Below are 18,629 nucleotides of genomic sequence, written 5' to 3' on the forward strand. Positions count from 1 at the left end.
AAAAGTTCTTTAAATCAATAGAAAACACCTCAGAGTTAACTCGTGACCTTCACGGTGACTAATAGGTTTCTTTAATTATAAATGCCTGTAATATAACGCATTGCTGGAGTGGTCACGGTCCCGTCCATTCCGCTAAGAAGCATTTTAAAAATGTTCAAAAACCTTTAAATCATATGATTTAAAGGTTTTTTTGTTTGCCTCAAAATATTAAATTATCCCTGTTTTGAAGCCTTGGTTTGATTTTTGTAACTTTGTTTTATGTCGAAAGCAGAAACACTTCAAGATTTTTATCAAAGAAAGGTTAACTGGCTGCCCGGTAACCTTCAGCAAAGCATCGGTCACTTTAATGTATTCAGGATTGAGGATTGTATTGGCCCTAACGCAAAGCAAGTAACCTACAGCCGCCGTACTTTTTATAAGATCAGCCTGATGCGCGGCGATAACATCATTCATTATGCCGATAAAAGTATCAAGCTTTCGGGTTCAACGTTGATGTTCTTCAGTGCCATGGTACCTTATACATTTGAGCACATGTCTGATGATCGCACAGGCTTCTTCTGTATATTTACTGAGGAGTTTTTTCTGGAGAAATTCCGTACCGGCTTAAGCGAGTTTCCGATGTTTGGCCTTAATGCCAAGCCGGTTTATGCCTTAAATGATGAACAGGACGCTTATGTAACCGCTCTTTTTCAGAAAATGCTGTCTGAGATTAATACCGAGTATGCTTTTAAATATGATCTGCTCCGTAATTATGTTACGGAAGTAATTTATTATGCGCTTAAAACGGAACCATCCGAAAATGTTTATAAGCATGTTGATGCCAAATCGCGCATAACATCAGTATTTACCGAGCTGCTTGAAAGGCAGTTCCCTATTGAAACCCCTTCACAGCGGTTTGTATTGCGATCGGCCAATGATTTTGCACAACGGCTTTCGGTGCATGTAAACCATCTGAACAGGGCAATCCGCGAAACTACCGGCAAAACCACTACCGATCATATTGCCGACAGGCTGCTGAGCGAAGCCAAATCATTATTAAGGCATACAGACTGGAACATTTCTGAAATTGGTTATTGCCTGGGCTTTGAGGAGCCGACACATTTTAATAACTTTTTCAAGAAACAAACCCAACAAACGCCAAGCTCGTTCCGAAATGTTTGAATTTTGTAACCTTTGGTTTGATTAATGTAATGTGCCCCCTTTGTTGCTGCTGTAACTTTGTTTTATCTCAAATAAACAAATCAAACAATTTTTATGGACAACAACAAAGTATGGTTTATTACCGGGGCTTCGAAAGGTTTTGGCCTCAGCTTAGTAAAACAACTACTGGATGCAGGACAGCTTGTTGCCGCTACTTCCAGAAATTTACAGGAATTAACCGCTGCGGTTAATACAACAAGCAATAATTTTTTACCCCTACAAGTCGATCTGGTAAACGATAGCAGTGTATCGCTTGCATTGCAACACACTTATGAGGCTTTTGGCCGTATCGATGTAGTGATCAACAATGCTGGCTATGGCATTGGTGGTGCTATTGAAGAACTTAGCGATGCCGAAACCCGTATGGCATTTGATGTAAACGTATTTGGTACGCTGAACGTAATCCGCGCGGCAATGCCATACCTGCGCAAACAGCGCTCAGGCCATATTATCAATATTTCATCTATCGCAGGTATTACAGCTAATACCGGCTGGGCAATTTATGCAGGGGCCAAATATGCCGTGATCGGTATTTCGGAAGTGCTTGCTGCGGATGTTAAGGAATTGGGCATTAAGGTAACCGTGGTCGCTCCCGGCGCTTTCCGCACCAGTTTTCTTACTGCAGGATCGCTTTCAATTACTGACAACCAAATTGATGATTATACAGAAGTGCGTGCCATTCATAACAAATACCTCAAAATGGACGGCAAGCAAGCCGGTGACCCGGAAAAAGCGGCAACTGCTATTATCAACACAGTTTATGAAGACAACCCGCCATTGTACCTTTTATTAGGTGGCGATGCATACAATCGTGCTTTGGCAAAGCTTGATACTTTACACAATGAAATCAGGCAGTGGGAGGATGTAACCTGCTCAACTGATTTCTAAATTTATTCCGTTTACCCTATATCTACCTATATAAACACCAAATGGAAAGTATCAAGGATAAAGTGATTGTAATAACCGGTGCCAGCAGTGGCATCGGCGCATCTGCTGCCCGCAAACTGGCACAACTTGGCGCTAAAGTGGTTTTAGCTGCCCGCCGAGAAGATCAGTTGAAAGACCTGGCACAGGAAATTGGCGAAAATGCAATTTATGTAGTAACCGATGTTGCCAGGCGAACTGATCTGGATAACCTCATTCTGCAGACCATAGCCAAATTTGGCCGAGTTGACGTAATGTGGAACAATGCCGGCATCATGCCCATCTCTTTTTTGAAGAAGGTCATGTTGATGAATGGGACAAAATGATTGACATTAATATTAAGGGTGTATTGTACGGGATTAATGCTGTGCTGCCCCACATGCTTGAACGCGGCCAGGGGCATATCCTCTCCACGTCATCGGTTGGTGGTTTAAAAACGTCGCCGGGCATTGGCGTTTACAGCGGTACCAAGTTCGCGGTCAAGGCTATTATGGAAACCCTGCGCGAGGAAGTTGCCCAAAACATTAAGGTAACCACCATTTACCCCGGCGCAACTAAATCCGAATTAGGACATGATATTACCAGCCCTAAGATTAAGGGCTTATACGGCAACCTTGCCAACATGCCAAAACTTGATGAGGAGGCTATAGCCAACGCGGTGATTTACGCTATAAGCCAGCCGGATAATATCTCCGTTAACGAGGTGGTGGTACGGCCGCTCGGACAAACACGATAGAGCAGGTTGAATTCATCATAAATCGGTGGAATCATAGCCTATCGGTGAAGTCCCAAAAGGCAAAATAGGTGAAAATCATAAACAATCATTGAAATAGTAACAAGTAAAATCAAAATCTATCAAATACAACATATGGAAAACAACAAAGTATGGTTTGTAACTGGTGCCTCAAAAGGACTGGGACTTGCCTTAGTAAAAAAACTATTGAATGAAGGCTATAAAGTAGCCGCTACATCGCGCAATTTAAGCGATTTGACCAAAGCAGTTGACTCGCAAAACGAGCGGTTTTTACCCCTCGCCGTTAACTTGACCAGCGAAGACAGTGTGCAGGAAGCTGTTGAGCTTACTGTAAAAACCTTCGGAAAAATTGACGTTATTGTCAACAACGCCGGTTACGGATTATTAGGCGGTATTGAAGAATTGACCGACCGCGAGGCCCGTGATAACTTTGAGATCAACGTATTTGGATCGTTGAATGTGATCCGTAAGGCGTTGCCTTATCTGCGCGCTCAAAAATCCGGACATATTTTAAATGTGTCGTCGATAGGTGGTTTCACCGGCGCGTTTGCAGGGGAGGTATTTATTGCGCCACCAAGTTTGCCGTTAATGGTTTTTCTGAAACCCTATCGGCCGAAGTTGCACCGTTTGGCATAAAGGTTACCATTGTACAGCCGGGGTATTTCAGGACCAACTTCCTGTCGGCCGGTTCATTGGCGGTACCTCAAAACCAGATAGCCGACTATCAAAACGTTCGCGATACAGTAAATTTTCACCAAAACGACATGGACAAGCAACAAGCCGGCGACCCTGAAAAAGCAGCCGAGGCTATGATCAGCATAACTAACGAAGCTAACCCACCGCTAAATTTATTTTTGGGCGAGGATGCTTACGGTCTGGTTGAAAAGAAGCTTGCCTTCGTTCAAAACGAATTAGCAACATGGAAAGATTTAACACTTTCAACAGCAATACAACAATAAATGCTCATCATTATATAGGTGTATGGGTTACCCGCGATGGGTTTATACGTCATGAATTTTTGCCTAACGGGCGCTATACCGAGGCCCGAGGCGACAAACGAAATGCCTACACAGGTTATTACAGCGTATTAGGGAACCACGTTGAATATCTTGACGATACAGGCTTTACCGCCGAAGGTGATTTCAGGGACGGGGTGTTTTACCATGCCGGCATGGTACTGTACAAGGAAACGGCATAACGAATATATTAAATCAGTTATCATTTCTGCCAACCCGGCCCGGAAATGTATCTAAACGGAAATCTCCTGCACCATGCCCTATAATGTATTGCATAGTGTAGGAAATTTCTCTTTGATGTCACGTACAGGGGCGTTCCTTACGCTGTCGAATTATTAAAGATATGTGTGGTTCCGATAATCTGCCTATCCTTTCAAATCGGCCAGCTTTTCGGCCATTACCTCGCTGATCTTCCGGTATGAATCAAATGTCCAGCCGGCAACGTGAGGGCTTAACAGCACTTTGCCGCTTTGTTTTAATTCCTCAAACCATTGTTGTTCGGCAAGGGCCGGGAATTTTTCAACCTCCAATACATCCAACCCTGCCCCTAAAATTTTGCCTTCGCGTATGGCGTTTAGCACGGCACTTACTTTAGCAGTTTTGCCGCGTGAGGTGTTTAAGAAAAAGATAGGCTTTTTAAAATGGAACAGGTATTCATCATCCACCAGTCCGTTGGTTTCTGGAGTTAAAGGGATATGTAAGCTCAGTACATCGCTGTGCTTTACAATTTCTTCCATGCTTACCTCGCGCGCATATTTATCACTGAAGCCGGTTTTGTATTTATCGTAAGCAATAACATTTACCTGGAAGCCTGAAAGTTTCCTGGCAAAGCTGCTGCCCATATGGCCGTAGCCGATAATACCTACTGTTTTACCTTTTAGTTCGTAACCCCGGTTAGCCTCGCGCTGCCACTTCCCCCGCGAATTTCGGCGTCGCCGCGGTTTAGGTTGTTCATTAATGACAGCAGTAAACCTATGGCATGTTCGCCTACGGCATCCGAATTGCCTTCGGGTGCGTTGATGAGTTTTATACCTTTTTGAGTAGCATAATCTTCATCAATATTATCCATACCAGCGCCGGCGCGGGCTATGAACTGTAAGTTGGTGGCAGCATCAAGCACAGCTTTATCCACCCTGAATTTTGAGCGGATCACCAACCCTGCATAGTCGCCTATGATTTGCATGGCTTCGTCAACCTTAATCAGCGGACGGTAATCGCAGGTGTAACCCTTGGCCTCGGCCATCTCCATGAAAATGGCATGCACATCATCAACAATAAGAATATTATTTTTCAACTTGAATTGATTTTTAATAAGAGGCCAAATTTACAAAATGCAAGGTTATTAGCCGAGGGGGTTTTATAATATGACACTAATTCCTCGAATTAAATCGAATCACATAAGTTTTGTTTTCTCTGTAAGGTTTCTAAATACAAATTCGTGTAATTCGATTTAATTTCTTCACATGCAAAGCATTCGTGTTTAAATAAAAACGCCTGACATCTTTCAATGCCGGGCGCTCAATATTATTAATAATTTGCTTAGTTAGCCGGTTGCGATACGCTTGTATACTTATTATCAAGGCTGATATAATCGGTCATGATTTGGCCGGCTTCGCGTTTTACAAAGTCAAGGTCTTCGTTTTTAGGTTTGGTTTGACCCTTTTTAAGGGCTGGCAAACCTAATGCTACCCGACGCAGGTTGTTACGCTCAAATGATTTCGCTTCATCATCGTCACGTTGTTTCTTCAAATCAGATTCTTTTAACGATACACTGTCATCGGCATCATGTTTTTTGAAATCAGCAATATCTTCAAGCAGGTATTTATAGCTGTCGCTGCCGGCCATGCGTTGGTCGTGCAGTTTTTTTAGCTGTGGCAGTACGCCGGTAAAATCGCCTGTTTTGGTATAATCTGTTTTGGCAATGATGTCAAAAGGCATTGCTGATGGTTCGGTATCTTCGCCATATTTATCCAATGGAATAACCGACGGGAATGAAATATCAGGTGTTACCCCTTTGTGCTGGGTTGAATTACCGCTGATACGATAGAATTTAGCTATGGTCAAATTAAGTTGTCCGTAAGTGCTTTGGCTGCCGGTTGAGGTTGTTTTTTTACCGCCACCAACTACGCCCGCAATTTTTTCACGAAGTGAAGAACCAATCACCCTGTCAAGATCGATAGCGCTTTGTACCGAGCCTTTACCATAAGTTTGGGTACCCAATATTAAACCGCGGCCGTAATCCTGGATAGCGCCTGAGAAGATTTCAGAGGCCGAAGCGCTGAAGCGGTCAACCAGTACCGCCATAGGGCCGCTATAGGTGATGTCCGCATCTTCGTCTTTATCAATTTCCACCTGGTCTTTAGTGTCACGCACCTGTACTACAGGGCCGGTTTTAATGAACAGACCGGTAAGCTCAATAGCTTCCATCAATGAACCACCACCGTTTTCACGCAGGTCGATCACCAGGCCATCTACATTTTCTTTCTTTAACGAGTCAAGGATTGCCTTAACATCGTGGGTGGTACTTTTATAGTTAGGGTTGCCTGCTTTATAATCGTTAAAGTCAATATAGAATGCCGGGATAGATATTACACCTATCCTAACCGTTTTACCATTGCTGTTGTAAGTGCGGATCTCTTTTTTGGCCGATTGGTCTTTCAGGATGATCTTCTCACGTACCATTTCAACCACTTTGGGTTTGCTTGATGCATTTGCACCGGCAGGCAATATTTCAAGCCTTACCGTTGTGCCTTTAGTACCGCGGATGATAGCGATGGCATTATCAACACGCCATCCCACCACGTTCTGGAATTCGCCGGTTTTACCCTGTGCTACTGCAACGATACGGTCGTCGACACTTATCTGGTGGCTTTTATCTGCCGGACCGCCCGGTACAATGGTTTTAATGGTTACATACTCGTTTTCCACCTGTAGTGAAGCACCGATCCCTTCAACCTGGCGCGACATTTCGATATTGAAATTAGCTGCGTTTGACGGGTTAAAGTAATTAGTATGCGGATCGATAGCCTCTGTAAAGGCGTCCATAAAGTATTGAAAAACGTCCTGGTTTGATAGCTTGTTGGTTTGTGTTAACAGGTTTTCGTAGCGTTTCTTAAGTGTTTCCTTATTTTTGGCCATATCTGCATTGGCCAGTTTCAGGTTTAGCAAATCGTATTTTACGCGCTTGGTCCACATGGCATCCATTTCGCTTTGCGAAGCAATCCATGGTAGTTTATCGCGATCATAAACAAAGGTTTCAGTTTTATTGAAATCGAAATTTTTATTGATCTGCTCAAGCGAATATTTTACATGCTCGATATATCTTTTCTGAAAAACGTTGAAGATATAAAAAGCATCGGCCAGGTTGCCGGCTTTAATATCATCATCAAGTACGGTTTTATATTTTTCAAAATCCTTGATATCAGATGCTAAAAAATAGCTGTGGTTCTCGTCGAGCGATTTGATATACCGGTCGTAAATGATGGCGGATACTGAATCGTTCAGCGGAACTTTTTTATAGTTGTAGTTAGAGATTAATGATGCTACCTGCTTACAAACAAGGCTTTGCTGTTCATCGGGCTGTAAATCATTTGAACCTGCTACTTTAACAGGTTTGGATGGTGATGCTTTACAGGCGAGGGCTGCGCCCAGCACCAATAACAAATATACTTTCTTAAACATATCTTTTACTGTAGTTAAATCGGGGTTGGTGTAAAACATCAATACTTGTGCCTATTATTAATTTGCTAATGTAAAATAAAAAAGAGACAGTCAATATGCTGTCTCTTAATTACTAATAACAATAATACGATTATGTTTTACTAATAGTATGCAGGCAGCACCATTTTACGTTTTTGTTACAAAAAAACACTATTTGTTAACCGGTTTGGTAATTGTACCTGCATCGGCGGTTTCGGCAAAATGGGTTTCGGTATGCAGCGTGTTGAATTTATTGTCCTGTAAATAGCGCGTTTTTTCTCTACAGTAGCCAGGTCAAAAGTTAAACCGCGGGCAACAGCCAGTTGTCGGGCTTCGGCCAGGTCTTGTTTAGCCTGTGTATAATCGCCGTAATCAGCTTTTACAGTCGCAAGGTCAAGCAGGTTTGCTATGGTATGCCTGTCGTCGTTTTGCTGGCGCGATATGGTGATACTTTGCAGCAGGAACCATTTGGCCTCGGCCAGGCGGTTTTGTTTCATATACATCTGGGCCAGGTCGCTAAAGTTGTAGCTGGCGGCATTGTACACATGAAAACGCATATTGTGCTGCGCGGTTTTCATAACCGATTCCTCGATCATGGCCAGTACATATGGGGTATGTTCAATAGTAAACGGGCGGATTTTTACTTTAGCCACTACAGGAGCGGGCAGCCTTTTAATAGAGTGGCTTTGTGCATAAGCCATTTGCGGAGACCGGGTACGCTTATTGAATGGCTTATAATACCATTGCGCTGATGCATCGAACCCAACAGCGCATAAAATAATAAGTAGGAAATATCTCATCTAATCTTTTTCCTGGGTTTAAACTGTTTATTTTAAATTAATCAGCTTAACAAATGTAATTATTTGTTAACGGGAAAACAATACCCGTAAAATGCAGTAAATACGTAAACGCCTAAAGGCCACCGTTATTTTACAGGTGCTTAACTTATACCCTTTCTACGGGAAAAATAAATTTAGGTTTTAGTTAAAAACTTCAATATCTCCGTCATGCAGGGCCCATACCATGTAAGGGTGGGTGTCTGAGTGATAGATCTGCCCATCAGTAGTAATGCCTATCACACCGGCAAAGCCATCGTAAGGTTTCATTTCATCGAGGGTTTTTTCGGTAGCGGCCATAAGGGGCATGCCATCGGTTACTCGCGTAACAATTTTAACAGCTACCGAGCCACTTACAATATCTTCACCTACGCCGGTACATGAAACGCCGGCAAACTCATTGGCATAATTTCCTGCAGTAGTGGCCGAATCACTAACACGGCCGGGAATTTCAAAACCTTTGCCCCCGGTACTCGTTGCGGCCGCCAGGTTTCCATGCACGTCCAATGCAACGCAGCCCACGGTGCCCAGCCTGATAGAATCGCTTAGTTTTTGTTCGTATTCGTGACGTCGCTGCGGGATTTCGGGGTTATAGTATTTATGACCGTTTTCTATAGCAAAATCGCATGCTCCTTTGCCGCTCAATACACGATCATCGTAGGCTTGAAGTTTTTCGGCTACACAGATCGGGTTTTTAACATCTTCAATGTTGATGACGCCCGAAAAGCGTTGGGTTTTGCCATCCATCAAAGAGGCGCTGAGGCGAATCTTGCCATCGCTCTGGATCTGTGATCCCGTTCCGGCATTAAAAAGTTCGCAATCTTCAAGCAGCCTTACGGTATAAACGGCCGTTTCGGCAGCAGTGTGATGTTGCAGGTGTTTGTATCCTAACTGCACTATGCCGTTCAGGGCTTCCTGTTTGGCCAGCTTTACTTCCTGGTTGGTATGCGATTCGCTAAAAAAACCGCCGTGAATAATTATTTTCATAATTATAAATTAAAGTAGATGTACCTGCATAAATAAGGCCAGGCTATTTAATAAGAACTTTATGCAGTTTAAATTATTGTAATAGATTGCTACCGGGTGCATGTATAAAAACACCTTCTTCAACTTTTACGCTCTTTTTTATGAGTAAACGGTGTTGTATCAGGTCGTACTTATCAAATATCGACATGACGTGCACTCTCAGGTTTTCGATAGATATTGGCGAGCCGAGCTCCACATCATAAATATTGGTTGATACGATGTTGCGCCCATCAACCAAAATGATGAGGCCCGAGCCGATAGCTTCCATCATATAACCTTCGGTAATAAGTAAGCCTGTATCTTCGCCCAAACCTATCCCCAAAATGCCGGGGTTAGTTGCAACGGCATACATTAACCGGCCTATGCGGCCACGCTGTACAAAGTGAGTGTCAACAATCACCGAATCGATAAAGCCAAGGCCGGCGGTTATCTGCACTTCGCCTTTCACAAGGGCTTCGTTACTTTGCCCGCGGTAGATCATATGTGTGGATGCTGCCGCAGCGCCTGCCGAAGTACCTGCTATCACAAAGTTTTCTTTTTGATAGCGTTGTTTAAGGATCTGTAAAAATTCGGTGCCGCCAAAAATGGCTGTTAGCCTGAGCTGGTCGCCGCCGCTGAACATCACTACATCGGCTTTGCGGATCCTGTCTAAGTATGCCTTGTTCCCCGCATCTTCGCGGCTTTTGATGTGCAGTACGTTAACATTGGTAACGTTGAGCTGGCCAAACGCCTTGATATACTCAGCGCCGACAAGCTCCGGAATCTGTGAAGCTGTGGTGATCACTTCAATTTGTGAGCCTTCATGCTTTGCCGATTCATTAATAATGCGCCTTAATATGCCTTGTTCAAAAAATTTGATATAATCTGGTTGCAAAATGTGTTCCTGAAGAGTAACATTACTCCCCATATCAACTGCGCCACCTATAATTATTAGTTTACCTTTCGGGACAATCATGATTATTTCACAATATCTTAATACAACTATATACAAATTACGACAAAAACCTGCACAAACACAGGAACTAATAATAAATAATGGCTTTTCGCCATCAAAAATTTTATTCCCGTGTTATGTTTTATAGTTTTAAGGGGAAAATTAGACTGACAAAAAAATAGCATCCTACATAATGAAGATCGAGAATATTCAGGTACTACGCGGACCCAACATTTGGAGCATCAGACGCAAAAAATTAATACAAATGCGGCTTGATCTGCAGGAGATGGAGCACCGCCCCTCCAACGAAATAGATGGCTTTTATGAACGGCTTGAAAAGCTGCTGCCGTCGTTATATAGCCACCGCTGCTCGCCCGGTGTACCCGGCGGTTTTTTCAGCGGGTGATTGCCGGCACCTGGATGGGACACGTCATTGAGCACATAGCCTTAGAGATTCAAACCCTTGCCGGTATGGATACCGGCTTTGGCCGCACCCGCGAAACCAAAACAAAAGGCGTATACAATGTAGTATTTGCTTACCTGGAAGAAAAGGTCGGCGTTTTTGCAGCCGAGTCGGCCGTGCGCATAACCGAAGCTTTGATAAAAGGCGAGGATTACAACCTGGATGCTGATATTCAGCAAATGCGCGAGATTAGGGAAAATACCCGCCTGGGACCAAGTACCGGGTCAATTGTAGAAGAAGCGATCGCGAGGGATATCCCATGGATCAGGCTCAACAACCAATCGTTAGTGCAGTTGGGTTACGGCAAAAATCAGGTACGTTTCCGCGCTACCATGACCGAAAAAACCAGCAGCATTGCTGTTGATATTGCCAGCAACAAGGAAGAAACCAAACGACTTTTACAGGAGCAGGCCATCCCTGTTGCTAAAGGCGTAACTATTTCATCGGCATCGGCTGTGCCGGATGCCATCCGCAAAGTGGGCTTCCCGCTGGTGTTTAAACCGCTTGATGGCAACCACGGCCGCGGCATTTCTATCAACATAAAAACTGAAGAAGAGGCTATTGAAGCTTATGAGCACGCTGCCAAAATTTCGCGCCGCGTAATTGTGGAGCGTTATGTTACCGGCTTCGATTTTAGGGTGTTGGTGATTGATAATAAAATGGTTGCAGCCGCTCTCCGTAAACCGGCACATGTTACCGGCGATGGCAGGCTGAATATCCAGGAATTGATAGACCTTGAAAATACAGACCCGCGCCGGGGTTATGGACATGAAAATGTGCTTACAGAGATAACGGTCGACCGTGATACCCTCGATCTGTTGGCAAAAAAAGACTACACGCTTGAAACTGTTCCCGAAAAAGATGAGGTGGTTTATGTAAAATCAACTGCTAACCTAAGCACAGGCGGCACCTCTGTTGATGTTACCGACCATGTACACCCGCAAAATATTTTCATTTGCGAACGCATTTCTAAAATCATCGGCCTGGATATTTGCGGCATCGACATCATGGCGCAAAACCTTACCGAGCCGCTTACTGATACAGGGGGAGTGATACTGGAAGTTAATGCCGCACCGGGCTTCAGGATGCATATTGCTCCGAGCGAAGGCTTGCCCCGCAACGTAGCCGGACATGTGATTGATATGCTTTACCCGGCCGGTAAATCGGCCCGCATCCCTATCATAGCTATTACCGGGACTAACGGTAAAACCACTACCACCCGTTTGATAGCACACATTGTTAAAAATAACGGTCACCGGGTAGGTTTCACCACCTCGGATGGGATCTACGTACAAAACAATATGATGCTGAAGGGCGATACAACCGGCCCTGTAAGCTCGGAGTTTATACTGAAAGACCCAACAGTTGATTTTGCGGTATTGGAAACAGCCCGCGGGGGTATCCTGCGCTCGGGCCTCGGTTTTGGCTTTTGCGATATAGGGGTAGTTACCAATATCCAGGAAGATCACCTTGGCTTATCGGACATTCATTCATTGGAAGACCTATCGCGCGTAAAAAGCGTAGTGCTTAACTCGGTTAAGAAGGATGGCTGGGGCGTTTTGAATGCCGATAACGAGTATTGCGTACGCATTGGCAAAAAGGCCGAATGTAATATCGCTTATTTCAGCCGGAACGAAAATAATCCCATCATTAAATCACATTGCAAAAAAGGAGGCATTGCCGCTATTTGCGAAAACGGGTTTATCACCATTTTAAAAGGCGACTGGAAGATCCGCGTACAGCGTACCATCCTGATTCCGCTTACGTTTGGCGGTACTGTGCCCTTTATGATCGAGAATGTGCTGGCCGCTACACTGGCTACGTTTTTATGGGGATTTAAGACAGAAGATATCAAGATCTCGCTCGAAACTTTTATTCCATCGGCCTCACAAACGCCTGGCCGCATGAATATTTTTGAGTTTAAAGATTTCCGGTTCATGATTGATTTTGCCCACAATCCGGATGGATACACTGGCATCAAGGAGTTTTTAAGACATATCGATTCGCCGCTTAAAATTGGTATCATAGCCGGCACCGGCGACAGGAGGGATGACGATATCCGCGAACTGGGTAAAATATCGGCCGAAATGTTTGATTATATCATCCTGCGCCAGGAAAAACACCTGCGCGGCCGCACCGCCGAAAATATTATTGGTTTACTCAAAGAGGGAATTGAATCAGTTGATCCTGACAAGCAGGTTGAGGTAGTGCCTAAAGAAGTTGATGCTATTAAACACGCCATGAGCCTGGCCCGACCCGGAACATTCATTACCGCCCTGAGCGATGTGGTTGATAATGCCATTGAAACCGTACAGGATTACCAGGAGCAGGAGAGGAACGGACTATTTAATGTTTGACAGCCCTAAAGTGGGGCTTTTGATGAGCATATTTTGAATGCGTTGGCGAAGCCAGCGCATTTTTTGTTTATATACTTTTGTAGGTTAAAGTGTAATAACACCTACCATGGACAGCACCAACAGGGGTTAACAGGGTTAACACAATTTTGAATGTTTCAGTATAATAGTCTGAATATCAATTGTTTAATAAAATGGAGGGGTTGCGCGAAGGATCTGATAAAGATATTCAGCTTATGGGAGGTGTTATTAAATTTAAGCCTCCGAAGATCTTTATTTTTTAACGCCTTGCTTAGAGGGTTTGGGTGGGGCCGGTACTCTTTGGCTCAGATAATAATGCCACAAAATCATCGCCGCTACCGTTCGGTATGGTTTCCATTGTTCGGTCACCGCTAACAATTCTTCTTTGGTAATATCTTTTGGCAGATTTTTTACCCGTTTAAGGGCATTCACTGCGGCCAGATCCCCGATAGGGAAAACATCGGTGTGCTGTAATACAAACATCAGGTAAACATCAACAGTCCAGTTGCCAATGCCTTTGAGGGCGGTTAGTTTGGTACGGATAATATCATCAGGCATTTGTTCCATTTCGGCAAGGTTGATCTGCCCGCTTACAATGGCTTCGGCAAGGTATTTTATATAGATGTTTTTTTGGCGACTTACATAACATGCCCTGAATTCTTCATCGGTAAGCAGTAGTACCCGTGCAGGGGTAATTTGCTGTACCCGCTCGCGCAATTTATTTAAGGCAGATAGTGCTGAAGCCAGTGATACCTGCTGCTCTAAGATAATATGCACCAGTGTTTCAAAACTATTGGGCCTTGACCATAAAGGCGGATGACCATGGTTTTTTATAATCAGGGCCAGATCAGGATCATTAGCTGCAAGATGATCACAAATGGAATGATAGTTTGAATGTGAAAATTGCTCAAACATAGGTTGATATTATGTTTTGCAAGATGGGAGATTGGGTTGGTAATTGCAAAATATTCCACTGTAGAGACGCATAATTGCGTCTTCGCCCATAAATCGGCCCTGCATAGTTGGGAGACGCAATTATGCGTCTCTACGGGAAAAATGCAGGGTTTTACTCGTAACTATGCCGCTCAAAATCATAATCAGATTGCGAGGTAATGATCTTTTTTCGCCGCTCGATATCCGTATCCAGGTTGTGGTCGTAAATATTATCCGTAACCGCTATATCTCGTTCCTTATCCCGTTCGGCAAGGTGGATATTGGCTTCGGCTGTTTTGGCGATAGCCGTATCATAAGGCCCTTTGGGCGACATCAGCTTTACAAATACCGGCAAACATTCAAACAAAATGAACAGGTAGCCGATAAACGAAATAGCGAGATAGGTATCGAGGTCGCGCTTGCCGTTTTCAGTGTAGGTGAGCTGGCCTAATGCCCAGTTACGGTCGGAGAAGCCGGCTATGCTGGCCAGGCTGTCCAGTTGATGCTCTGTAAACAAACGGGTGCTGTTCAGTCCCTCATAATCTTTACGGGCACTCAGGTATTGGTCCATCTGCCCTAAATTATCAGTAACGGATTTAAGCCGGGCTTCCTTTTCTTCCAGTATGGCCTGCTTTTGCTTTGCATAAGTGCCATAACCGGTAATGCCCGATGTTTGGTTGGTTTTATCACCGAAAACTTCCTGGTTAAGCTGATAACGTGAGCGGTTAATATCCCGCTCCAATGAATCTTTCTCCTTTTTCAAATCGGTGTTTTTACCCAGTTCCATGGCATACTTCTGCATGTAGGTTTTTTCGAGGGTATCAATTTTACTGCGTTGCCCCTTTAAATAGGCGGTTTTTAGTTTCTGGCGAATTTCTTTATCAAAAATCTTGAGTTCAAGTGGGCGCGATATCACAATACCAATCATGATAGCCAGCAAAATACGCGGCGATGCCTGCAATATCTGCTGATTGGTTGTACCTTCTTTATTAATGCTGGATACGATGTAACGGTCCATATTAAAAATGGCCGTTCCCCACAGTAAACCAAATAGTATAGCAAAACCTACAGCAAAGGCATCGCCATTAAAAACAAAGTACATGGCATAACCGCCGGATAATGCGGCGAACGTTGCCGTGAAAAATATAGTTGCCCCAATACCAACATACTTATTATGCTCAATTGGGTACTTTTTTAAGGTATCGATATGTGCTCCTGAACAGAACCAGAAAAAGCGTGTAACTTTTTTCATTAAGTAATTATTGTGTAAACATATATGAAACGCTCATATACTTTGATTGTTACAAATAACAAGCCTAAATATTTGATTAAGAAAAAAACTACCTTTGAATTATAATTACATTTAACATGAACGAGATAACCGTACAAGAACTAAAAGAGAAAATTGACAAAGGCGAAGATTTTCAACTGATTGATGTTAGGGAAGATTTTGAATACGAAACTTCAAACCTTGGCGGGCAGCTTATACCGCTTGGCGGCGTGCTGATAGAATCGGAAAAGATAAGTAAAGACAAGCCGGTAGTAGTAATGTGCCGCAGCGGTAAACGCAGCGCGGCTGCTATTATGCAACTGGAGCAGCAGGGTTTTACCAATCTGTCAAACCTAAGAGGAGGGATCCTTGCATGGCAGGCCGAAATTGACCCTGAATTAAACGTATACTAATAATGGGCTTTAAACTGGTGCTCAATGTGCTTTACACCATGGGTGTAGCTTTGTGCTTTATTGTAGCTTATAAAATGTTCACCGAAAAAAACTACCTGATCATGGCTGGTGCCATGGTTGTTGGCGTAGTTGTGATTTTCATGAAGCTGAGGCTTTTGAAAGAGGTTAAAGAGACCCAGCAAGCCCCGCAAAATAAAAAAGGCAAAGGGGCAAAATGACCCATTGTTAATTATGCTAAAGACTTACGAAGTTTTTAAAACCTCGTAAGTCTTCTTTTCATTTCTCTGGTGCAAGTTTTGAGCAGTAGTAGTAAGCAGCGGATAACTCATGCAGATCACGCTAAACCAGAGAGCCCCGCATTTTACAGCCGTAATCCCACTAAAAATCATTCTTTTATAATAGGCTTGCAACATGTAAAAAAAGCTTAACTTCATTGCATGTTTATAGCAGTATTAGGAGTTATTGTACTCATTGTGGGTATAGTACTCAAACGTTCACCCGAACCGGCCGGCCGCTTTAATGGAGTGGTAACCGCGGTAGGTATAGCCATGGTTGTACTTGGCTTATTACTCAATATTTTTAAAGTTATTGAGCCGGGCAAGGTAGGGGTTCAAACCCTTTTTGGCAAGGTGCAGGACCAGGTGCTTGAAAGCGGCTTACACATTATAAACCCTGTTGTAGAGATCACCACTTTTGATGTACAGACCCAAACCTATACCATGAGCGCGGTAAACAACGAAGGCCAAAAGGAAGGTGATGACGCTATCCGCGTACTTTCATCAGACGGGTTGGAGGTTACTATTGATCTTTCGGTGCTGTATAAAGTAAAACCCGACAGGGCTCCTTATATCATGCAGAATATTGGCGAAAACTATGTGGATAAGATCGTTCGCCCGGTTTCGCGCACGGCCATCCGTGATAACGCGGTTGCTTATGCTGCTGTCGATCTGTATTCGACCAAGCGGCAGGAGTTTCAGGATAAAATAAACCGTTACATTACCGCCAGTTTTGAAAAACGCGGACTGGAGCTGCAACAAATTCTGGTGCGCAACATCACCCTGCCTGCCTCGGTACGGGCCAGCATCGAATCAAAGATCAACGCCGAGCAGGACGCCCAGAAGATGGAGTTCGTATTGCAAAAGGAACGCCAGGAAGCCGAACGTAAGCGGGTGGAAGCGCAGGGTATTGCCGATTATCAGCGTATCCTTTCAACCGGGTTATCGGATAAGCAACTTCAATATGAAGCCATAAAAGCACAAAAGGAAATAGCGCTATCGCCCAATGCCAAGGTGATTATTATTGGCGGCGGAAAGGGAGGCAACCCGATAATGATCAGCGATAAATAGTGCGTGATTAATGTACCTTGTTTTGGGCGGGCATAAATGGATTAGTCCGCCCTGTAGGCTTTCAATACTTTCCTTTCCCTACCTTCTCCGGGCCAAAGGGTGATCTTATAATGGTCGGTACCTTCGTCCTCATCGGGATTCACGTTTTTTACAGCATACGAATAAATGCGCACGCGATATCTTGCCGGGGTAACAATGGCTTTTAAGATAATTTTTGTATCCGGAAAATTCAGGATCTCCATAATGCCCGAATTTAGTTTTACACTTCCTTCTACAACATGGTCGTATTTGCTGAAATCTTTCTCGGCGTCGGCTGTGTTGAGCACATTAAGTTCGGCCCGTATATGGCCATAACTGGCTGTTTTTATGCCGATGATATCTTCGGTAGTTCCTAAGCGCGCATTTTGGGCGTCGCTGTTCCAAAAAGTTGTATCACCTGTGGTACCGGTAAAGGCCGAATCGCACAGGTAAAATTGGTTATGGGTAGTGAAAAAATCGAGGTTGTATTTGCCGGAAGGGTGTAAGGAAAAAGCTAATATCGCAGGCAGTACCAAAAGACATATGAGTAGTACTGAATGATGTGTTTTTTGCCCTTTCATTGATAAGGCAAGTTACAAAAAAGATAAAAGTAAATTCACCAATTAAACGTAAACAAACCCTAAATAGCTGCTTAAAACCATATTCTTTATTGCTTTTGCCTGGCTTTATTCACAACCTCTTTAAAATCGGCATAATAAGAATCTATTGTTTCTTTCTTGATAACTGGCCAAAGGCTTTTATCAACGCTTAACTTATCTATGTCTTCGTCTTTTACCTTATCACGTGCTGTTAAAACGTTGATCCATCGCTGATCATATAATCTCGTCATTTGCAGTTACATAGGCTACAACCTGGGGAACAACCTTTTCTAAGGTATCCAGATGCTCAAAGGCATATTGGTTTATCGACATCCCGATTGGGCCGTTCCAATTGGCTGCCGATACCGTTTTATCTACACTGCGGTTTACATCGTATCTTGATCTTAATTGCGCTACATAAAACCAAAAACAGGCATCGCTATATTTTTCCTGCCCAAATAAAACCATAGCCATAGTAAATAATACCGGAGGGATATGTTTATTGGCGCTGGCCTGCACAGAGGCAATAAGCTTATTTTGAGTTTTGTTGGCGCTGCGATCATAAAATGCCATCATCGCTTTCGCGTCTTCATCATTGAATATAATCCGCTCTGCCTTTGATTGTCCGGCCTTTAACGCCGCAAAATCCTGCGCTTTAACAATAGAGGTAATTGTGATAAATATGAAAAGAAAAAGATATTTCATGGTTTAGTGCTGGTTGCTAAATGTAGGCAAAAAAGCTTTCGTATAGAATATCTAAAACAAGAAACGCATCACCCGCATCTCCCGTCATGCATGTTTGATCTGCATAGCGGGAGACACA

21 protein-coding genes and 1 pseudogene are annotated in these 18,629 nt (G+C 43.6%); 11 read left to right on the forward strand and 11 right to left on the reverse strand.

All coding sequences use genetic code 11. The annotated features are described in order from the left end of the window. Nucleotides 1-258: 258 nt before the first annotated feature. The 7 genes from ACQ86K_RS01310 to ACQ86K_RS01340 all read left to right on the forward strand — a co-directional run bounded on the left by ACQ86K_RS01310 (nucleotide 259) and on the right by ACQ86K_RS01340 (nucleotide 4,076). Nucleotides 259-1,161 (forward strand): helix-turn-helix domain-containing protein, encoded by a 903-nt coding sequence (locus ACQ86K_RS01310; RefSeq protein ID WP_090531134.1) that lies wholly within the window; start codon nucleotides 259-261, stop codon nucleotides 1,159-1,161. A 93-nt stretch (nucleotides 1,162-1,254) separates the two neighbouring features. After that, complete coding sequence (locus ACQ86K_RS01315; protein ID WP_091172892.1) at nucleotides 1,255-2,088, forward strand: oxidoreductase; 834 nt, start codon at nucleotides 1,255-1,257, stop codon at nucleotides 2,086-2,088. Between the two features lie 41 nt (nucleotides 2,089-2,129). Then, nucleotides 2,130-2,450: an SDR family oxidoreductase gene (locus ACQ86K_RS01320; RefSeq protein ID WP_431199654.1), complete on the forward strand. Its 321-nt coding sequence runs from the start codon at nucleotides 2,130-2,132 to the stop codon at nucleotides 2,448-2,450. Further along, on the forward strand, nucleotides 2,447-2,860 hold the full coding sequence (locus tag ACQ86K_RS01325) for an SDR family oxidoreductase (RefSeq protein ID WP_431199655.1): 414 nt from the start codon (nucleotides 2,447-2,449) through the stop codon (nucleotides 2,858-2,860). Before ACQ86K_RS01320 ends, ACQ86K_RS01325 begins: the two co-directional genes overlap by 4 nt. A 132-nt stretch (nucleotides 2,861-2,992) precedes the next feature. Further along, a complete protein-coding gene (locus tag ACQ86K_RS01330) occupies nucleotides 2,993-3,514 on the forward strand; it encodes an SDR family NAD(P)-dependent oxidoreductase (protein WP_431199656.1) in 522 nt (173 codons plus the stop codon). Further along, complete coding sequence (locus ACQ86K_RS01335) at nucleotides 3,439-3,837, forward strand: SDR family NAD(P)-dependent oxidoreductase (protein WP_431200771.1); 399 nt, start codon at nucleotides 3,439-3,441, stop codon at nucleotides 3,835-3,837. Before ACQ86K_RS01330 ends, ACQ86K_RS01335 begins: the two co-directional genes overlap by 76 nt. Then, nucleotides 3,798-4,076 (forward strand): Atu4866 domain-containing protein, encoded by a 279-nt coding sequence (locus ACQ86K_RS01340; RefSeq protein WP_091172877.1) that lies wholly within the window; start codon nucleotides 3,798-3,800, stop codon nucleotides 4,074-4,076. The genes ACQ86K_RS01335 and ACQ86K_RS01340 overlap by 40 nt, the downstream gene beginning before the upstream one ends. Nucleotides 4,077-4,259: 183 nt before the next feature. Here ACQ86K_RS01340 and ACQ86K_RS01345 read toward each other — a convergent pair whose 3' ends face one another. The 6 genes from ACQ86K_RS01345 to ACQ86K_RS01370 all read right to left on the reverse strand — a co-directional run bounded on the left by ACQ86K_RS01345 (nucleotide 4,260) and on the right by ACQ86K_RS01370 (nucleotide 10,410). Further along, nucleotides 4,260-4,853 carry an NAD(P)-dependent oxidoreductase gene (locus ACQ86K_RS01345; protein ID WP_431200772.1) on the reverse strand — a complete coding sequence of 198 codons (594 nt, stop codon included), beginning with the start codon at nucleotides 4,851-4,853 and terminating at the stop codon, nucleotides 4,260-4,262. Continuing rightward, entirely contained in the window at nucleotides 4,772-5,188 is a 417-nt protein-coding gene (locus ACQ86K_RS01350; RefSeq protein ID WP_431199657.1) for a hypothetical protein, read from the reverse strand. The genes ACQ86K_RS01345 and ACQ86K_RS01350 overlap by 82 nt, the downstream gene beginning before the upstream one ends. Nucleotides 5,189-5,433: 245 nt before the next feature. Beyond that, the gene (locus ACQ86K_RS01355) at nucleotides 5,434-7,575 is read right to left on the reverse strand and encodes a carboxy terminal-processing peptidase (RefSeq protein ID WP_091173135.1); all 2,142 of its coding nucleotides are present in this window, start codon (nucleotides 7,573-7,575) and stop codon (nucleotides 5,434-5,436) included. Between the two features lie 176 nt (nucleotides 7,576-7,751). After that, nucleotides 7,752-8,393, reverse strand: coding sequence for a hypothetical protein (locus ACQ86K_RS01360; RefSeq protein ID WP_431199658.1), 642 nt, complete (start codon nucleotides 8,391-8,393; stop codon nucleotides 7,752-7,754). A gap of 180 nt (nucleotides 8,394-8,573) precedes the next feature. After that, nucleotides 8,574-9,416, reverse strand: coding sequence for an isoaspartyl peptidase/L-asparaginase (locus tag ACQ86K_RS01365; RefSeq protein ID WP_091172868.1), 843 nt, complete (start codon nucleotides 9,414-9,416; stop codon nucleotides 8,574-8,576). 73 nt (nucleotides 9,417-9,489) lie between these two features. Beyond that, on the reverse strand, nucleotides 9,490-10,410 hold the full coding sequence (locus ACQ86K_RS01370; RefSeq protein ID WP_091172864.1) for a cyanophycinase: 921 nt from the start codon (nucleotides 10,408-10,410) through the stop codon (nucleotides 9,490-9,492). A 265-nt stretch (nucleotides 10,411-10,675) separates the two neighbouring features. Between ACQ86K_RS01370 and cphA the strand changes: the two are divergent. Next, nucleotides 10,676-13,209: pseudogene (cphA, locus tag ACQ86K_RS01375) on the forward strand (cyanophycin synthetase). A gap of 270 nt (nucleotides 13,210-13,479) precedes the next feature. On the opposite strand, the gene ACQ86K_RS01380 reads toward cphA, so the two are convergent. Then, nucleotides 13,480-14,142 (reverse strand): DNA-3-methyladenine glycosylase family protein, encoded by a 663-nt coding sequence (locus tag ACQ86K_RS01380; RefSeq protein WP_091172856.1) that lies wholly within the window; start codon nucleotides 14,140-14,142, stop codon nucleotides 13,480-13,482. Nucleotides 14,143-14,293: 151 nt separating this feature from the next. Continuing rightward, entirely contained in the window at nucleotides 14,294-15,412 is a 1,119-nt protein-coding gene (locus ACQ86K_RS01385) for a DUF4407 domain-containing protein (protein ID WP_091172853.1), read from the reverse strand. A 116-nt stretch (nucleotides 15,413-15,528) separates the two neighbouring features. Here ACQ86K_RS01385 and ACQ86K_RS01390 point away from each other — a divergent pair, with 116 nt between their 5' ends. From ACQ86K_RS01390 to ACQ86K_RS01400, 3 genes are all read left to right on the forward strand, one after another. After that, nucleotides 15,529-15,843, forward strand: a complete 315-nt coding sequence (locus ACQ86K_RS01390) for a rhodanese-like domain-containing protein (RefSeq protein ID WP_090531100.1) — start codon at nucleotides 15,529-15,531, stop codon at nucleotides 15,841-15,843. A gap of 2 nt (nucleotides 15,844-15,845) precedes the next feature. Beyond that, a complete protein-coding gene (locus tag ACQ86K_RS01395; RefSeq protein ID WP_091172849.1) occupies nucleotides 15,846-16,061 on the forward strand; it encodes a DUF6358 family protein in 216 nt (71 codons plus the stop codon). 219 nt (nucleotides 16,062-16,280) lie between these two features. Continuing rightward, nucleotides 16,281-17,189 (forward strand): prohibitin family protein, encoded by a 909-nt coding sequence (locus ACQ86K_RS01400; protein ID WP_091172845.1) that lies wholly within the window; start codon nucleotides 16,281-16,283, stop codon nucleotides 17,187-17,189. A gap of 41 nt (nucleotides 17,190-17,230) precedes the next feature. On the opposite strand, the gene ACQ86K_RS01405 is transcribed toward ACQ86K_RS01400, so the two are convergent. From ACQ86K_RS01405 to ACQ86K_RS01415, 3 genes are all read right to left on the reverse strand, one after another. Further along, nucleotides 17,231-17,788 carry a hypothetical protein gene (locus tag ACQ86K_RS01405; protein ID WP_091172841.1) on the reverse strand — a complete coding sequence of 186 codons (558 nt, stop codon included), beginning with the start codon at nucleotides 17,786-17,788 and terminating at the stop codon, nucleotides 17,231-17,233. An 86-nt stretch (nucleotides 17,789-17,874) separates the two neighbouring features. After that, nucleotides 17,875-18,057, reverse strand: coding sequence for a hypothetical protein (locus ACQ86K_RS01410; protein WP_431199659.1), 183 nt, complete (start codon nucleotides 18,055-18,057; stop codon nucleotides 17,875-17,877). Next, entirely contained in the window at nucleotides 18,041-18,511 is a 471-nt protein-coding gene (locus ACQ86K_RS01415; protein WP_431199660.1) for a hypothetical protein, read from the reverse strand. Before ACQ86K_RS01415 ends, ACQ86K_RS01410 begins: the two co-directional genes overlap by 17 nt. Nucleotides 18,512-18,629: the final 118 nt, after the last annotated feature.

The sequence above is a fragment of the Mucilaginibacter sp. P19 genome (assembly GCF_050632265.1).
Taxonomy (GTDB): Bacteria; Bacteroidota; Bacteroidia; order Sphingobacteriales; family Sphingobacteriaceae; genus Mucilaginibacter; species Mucilaginibacter gossypii.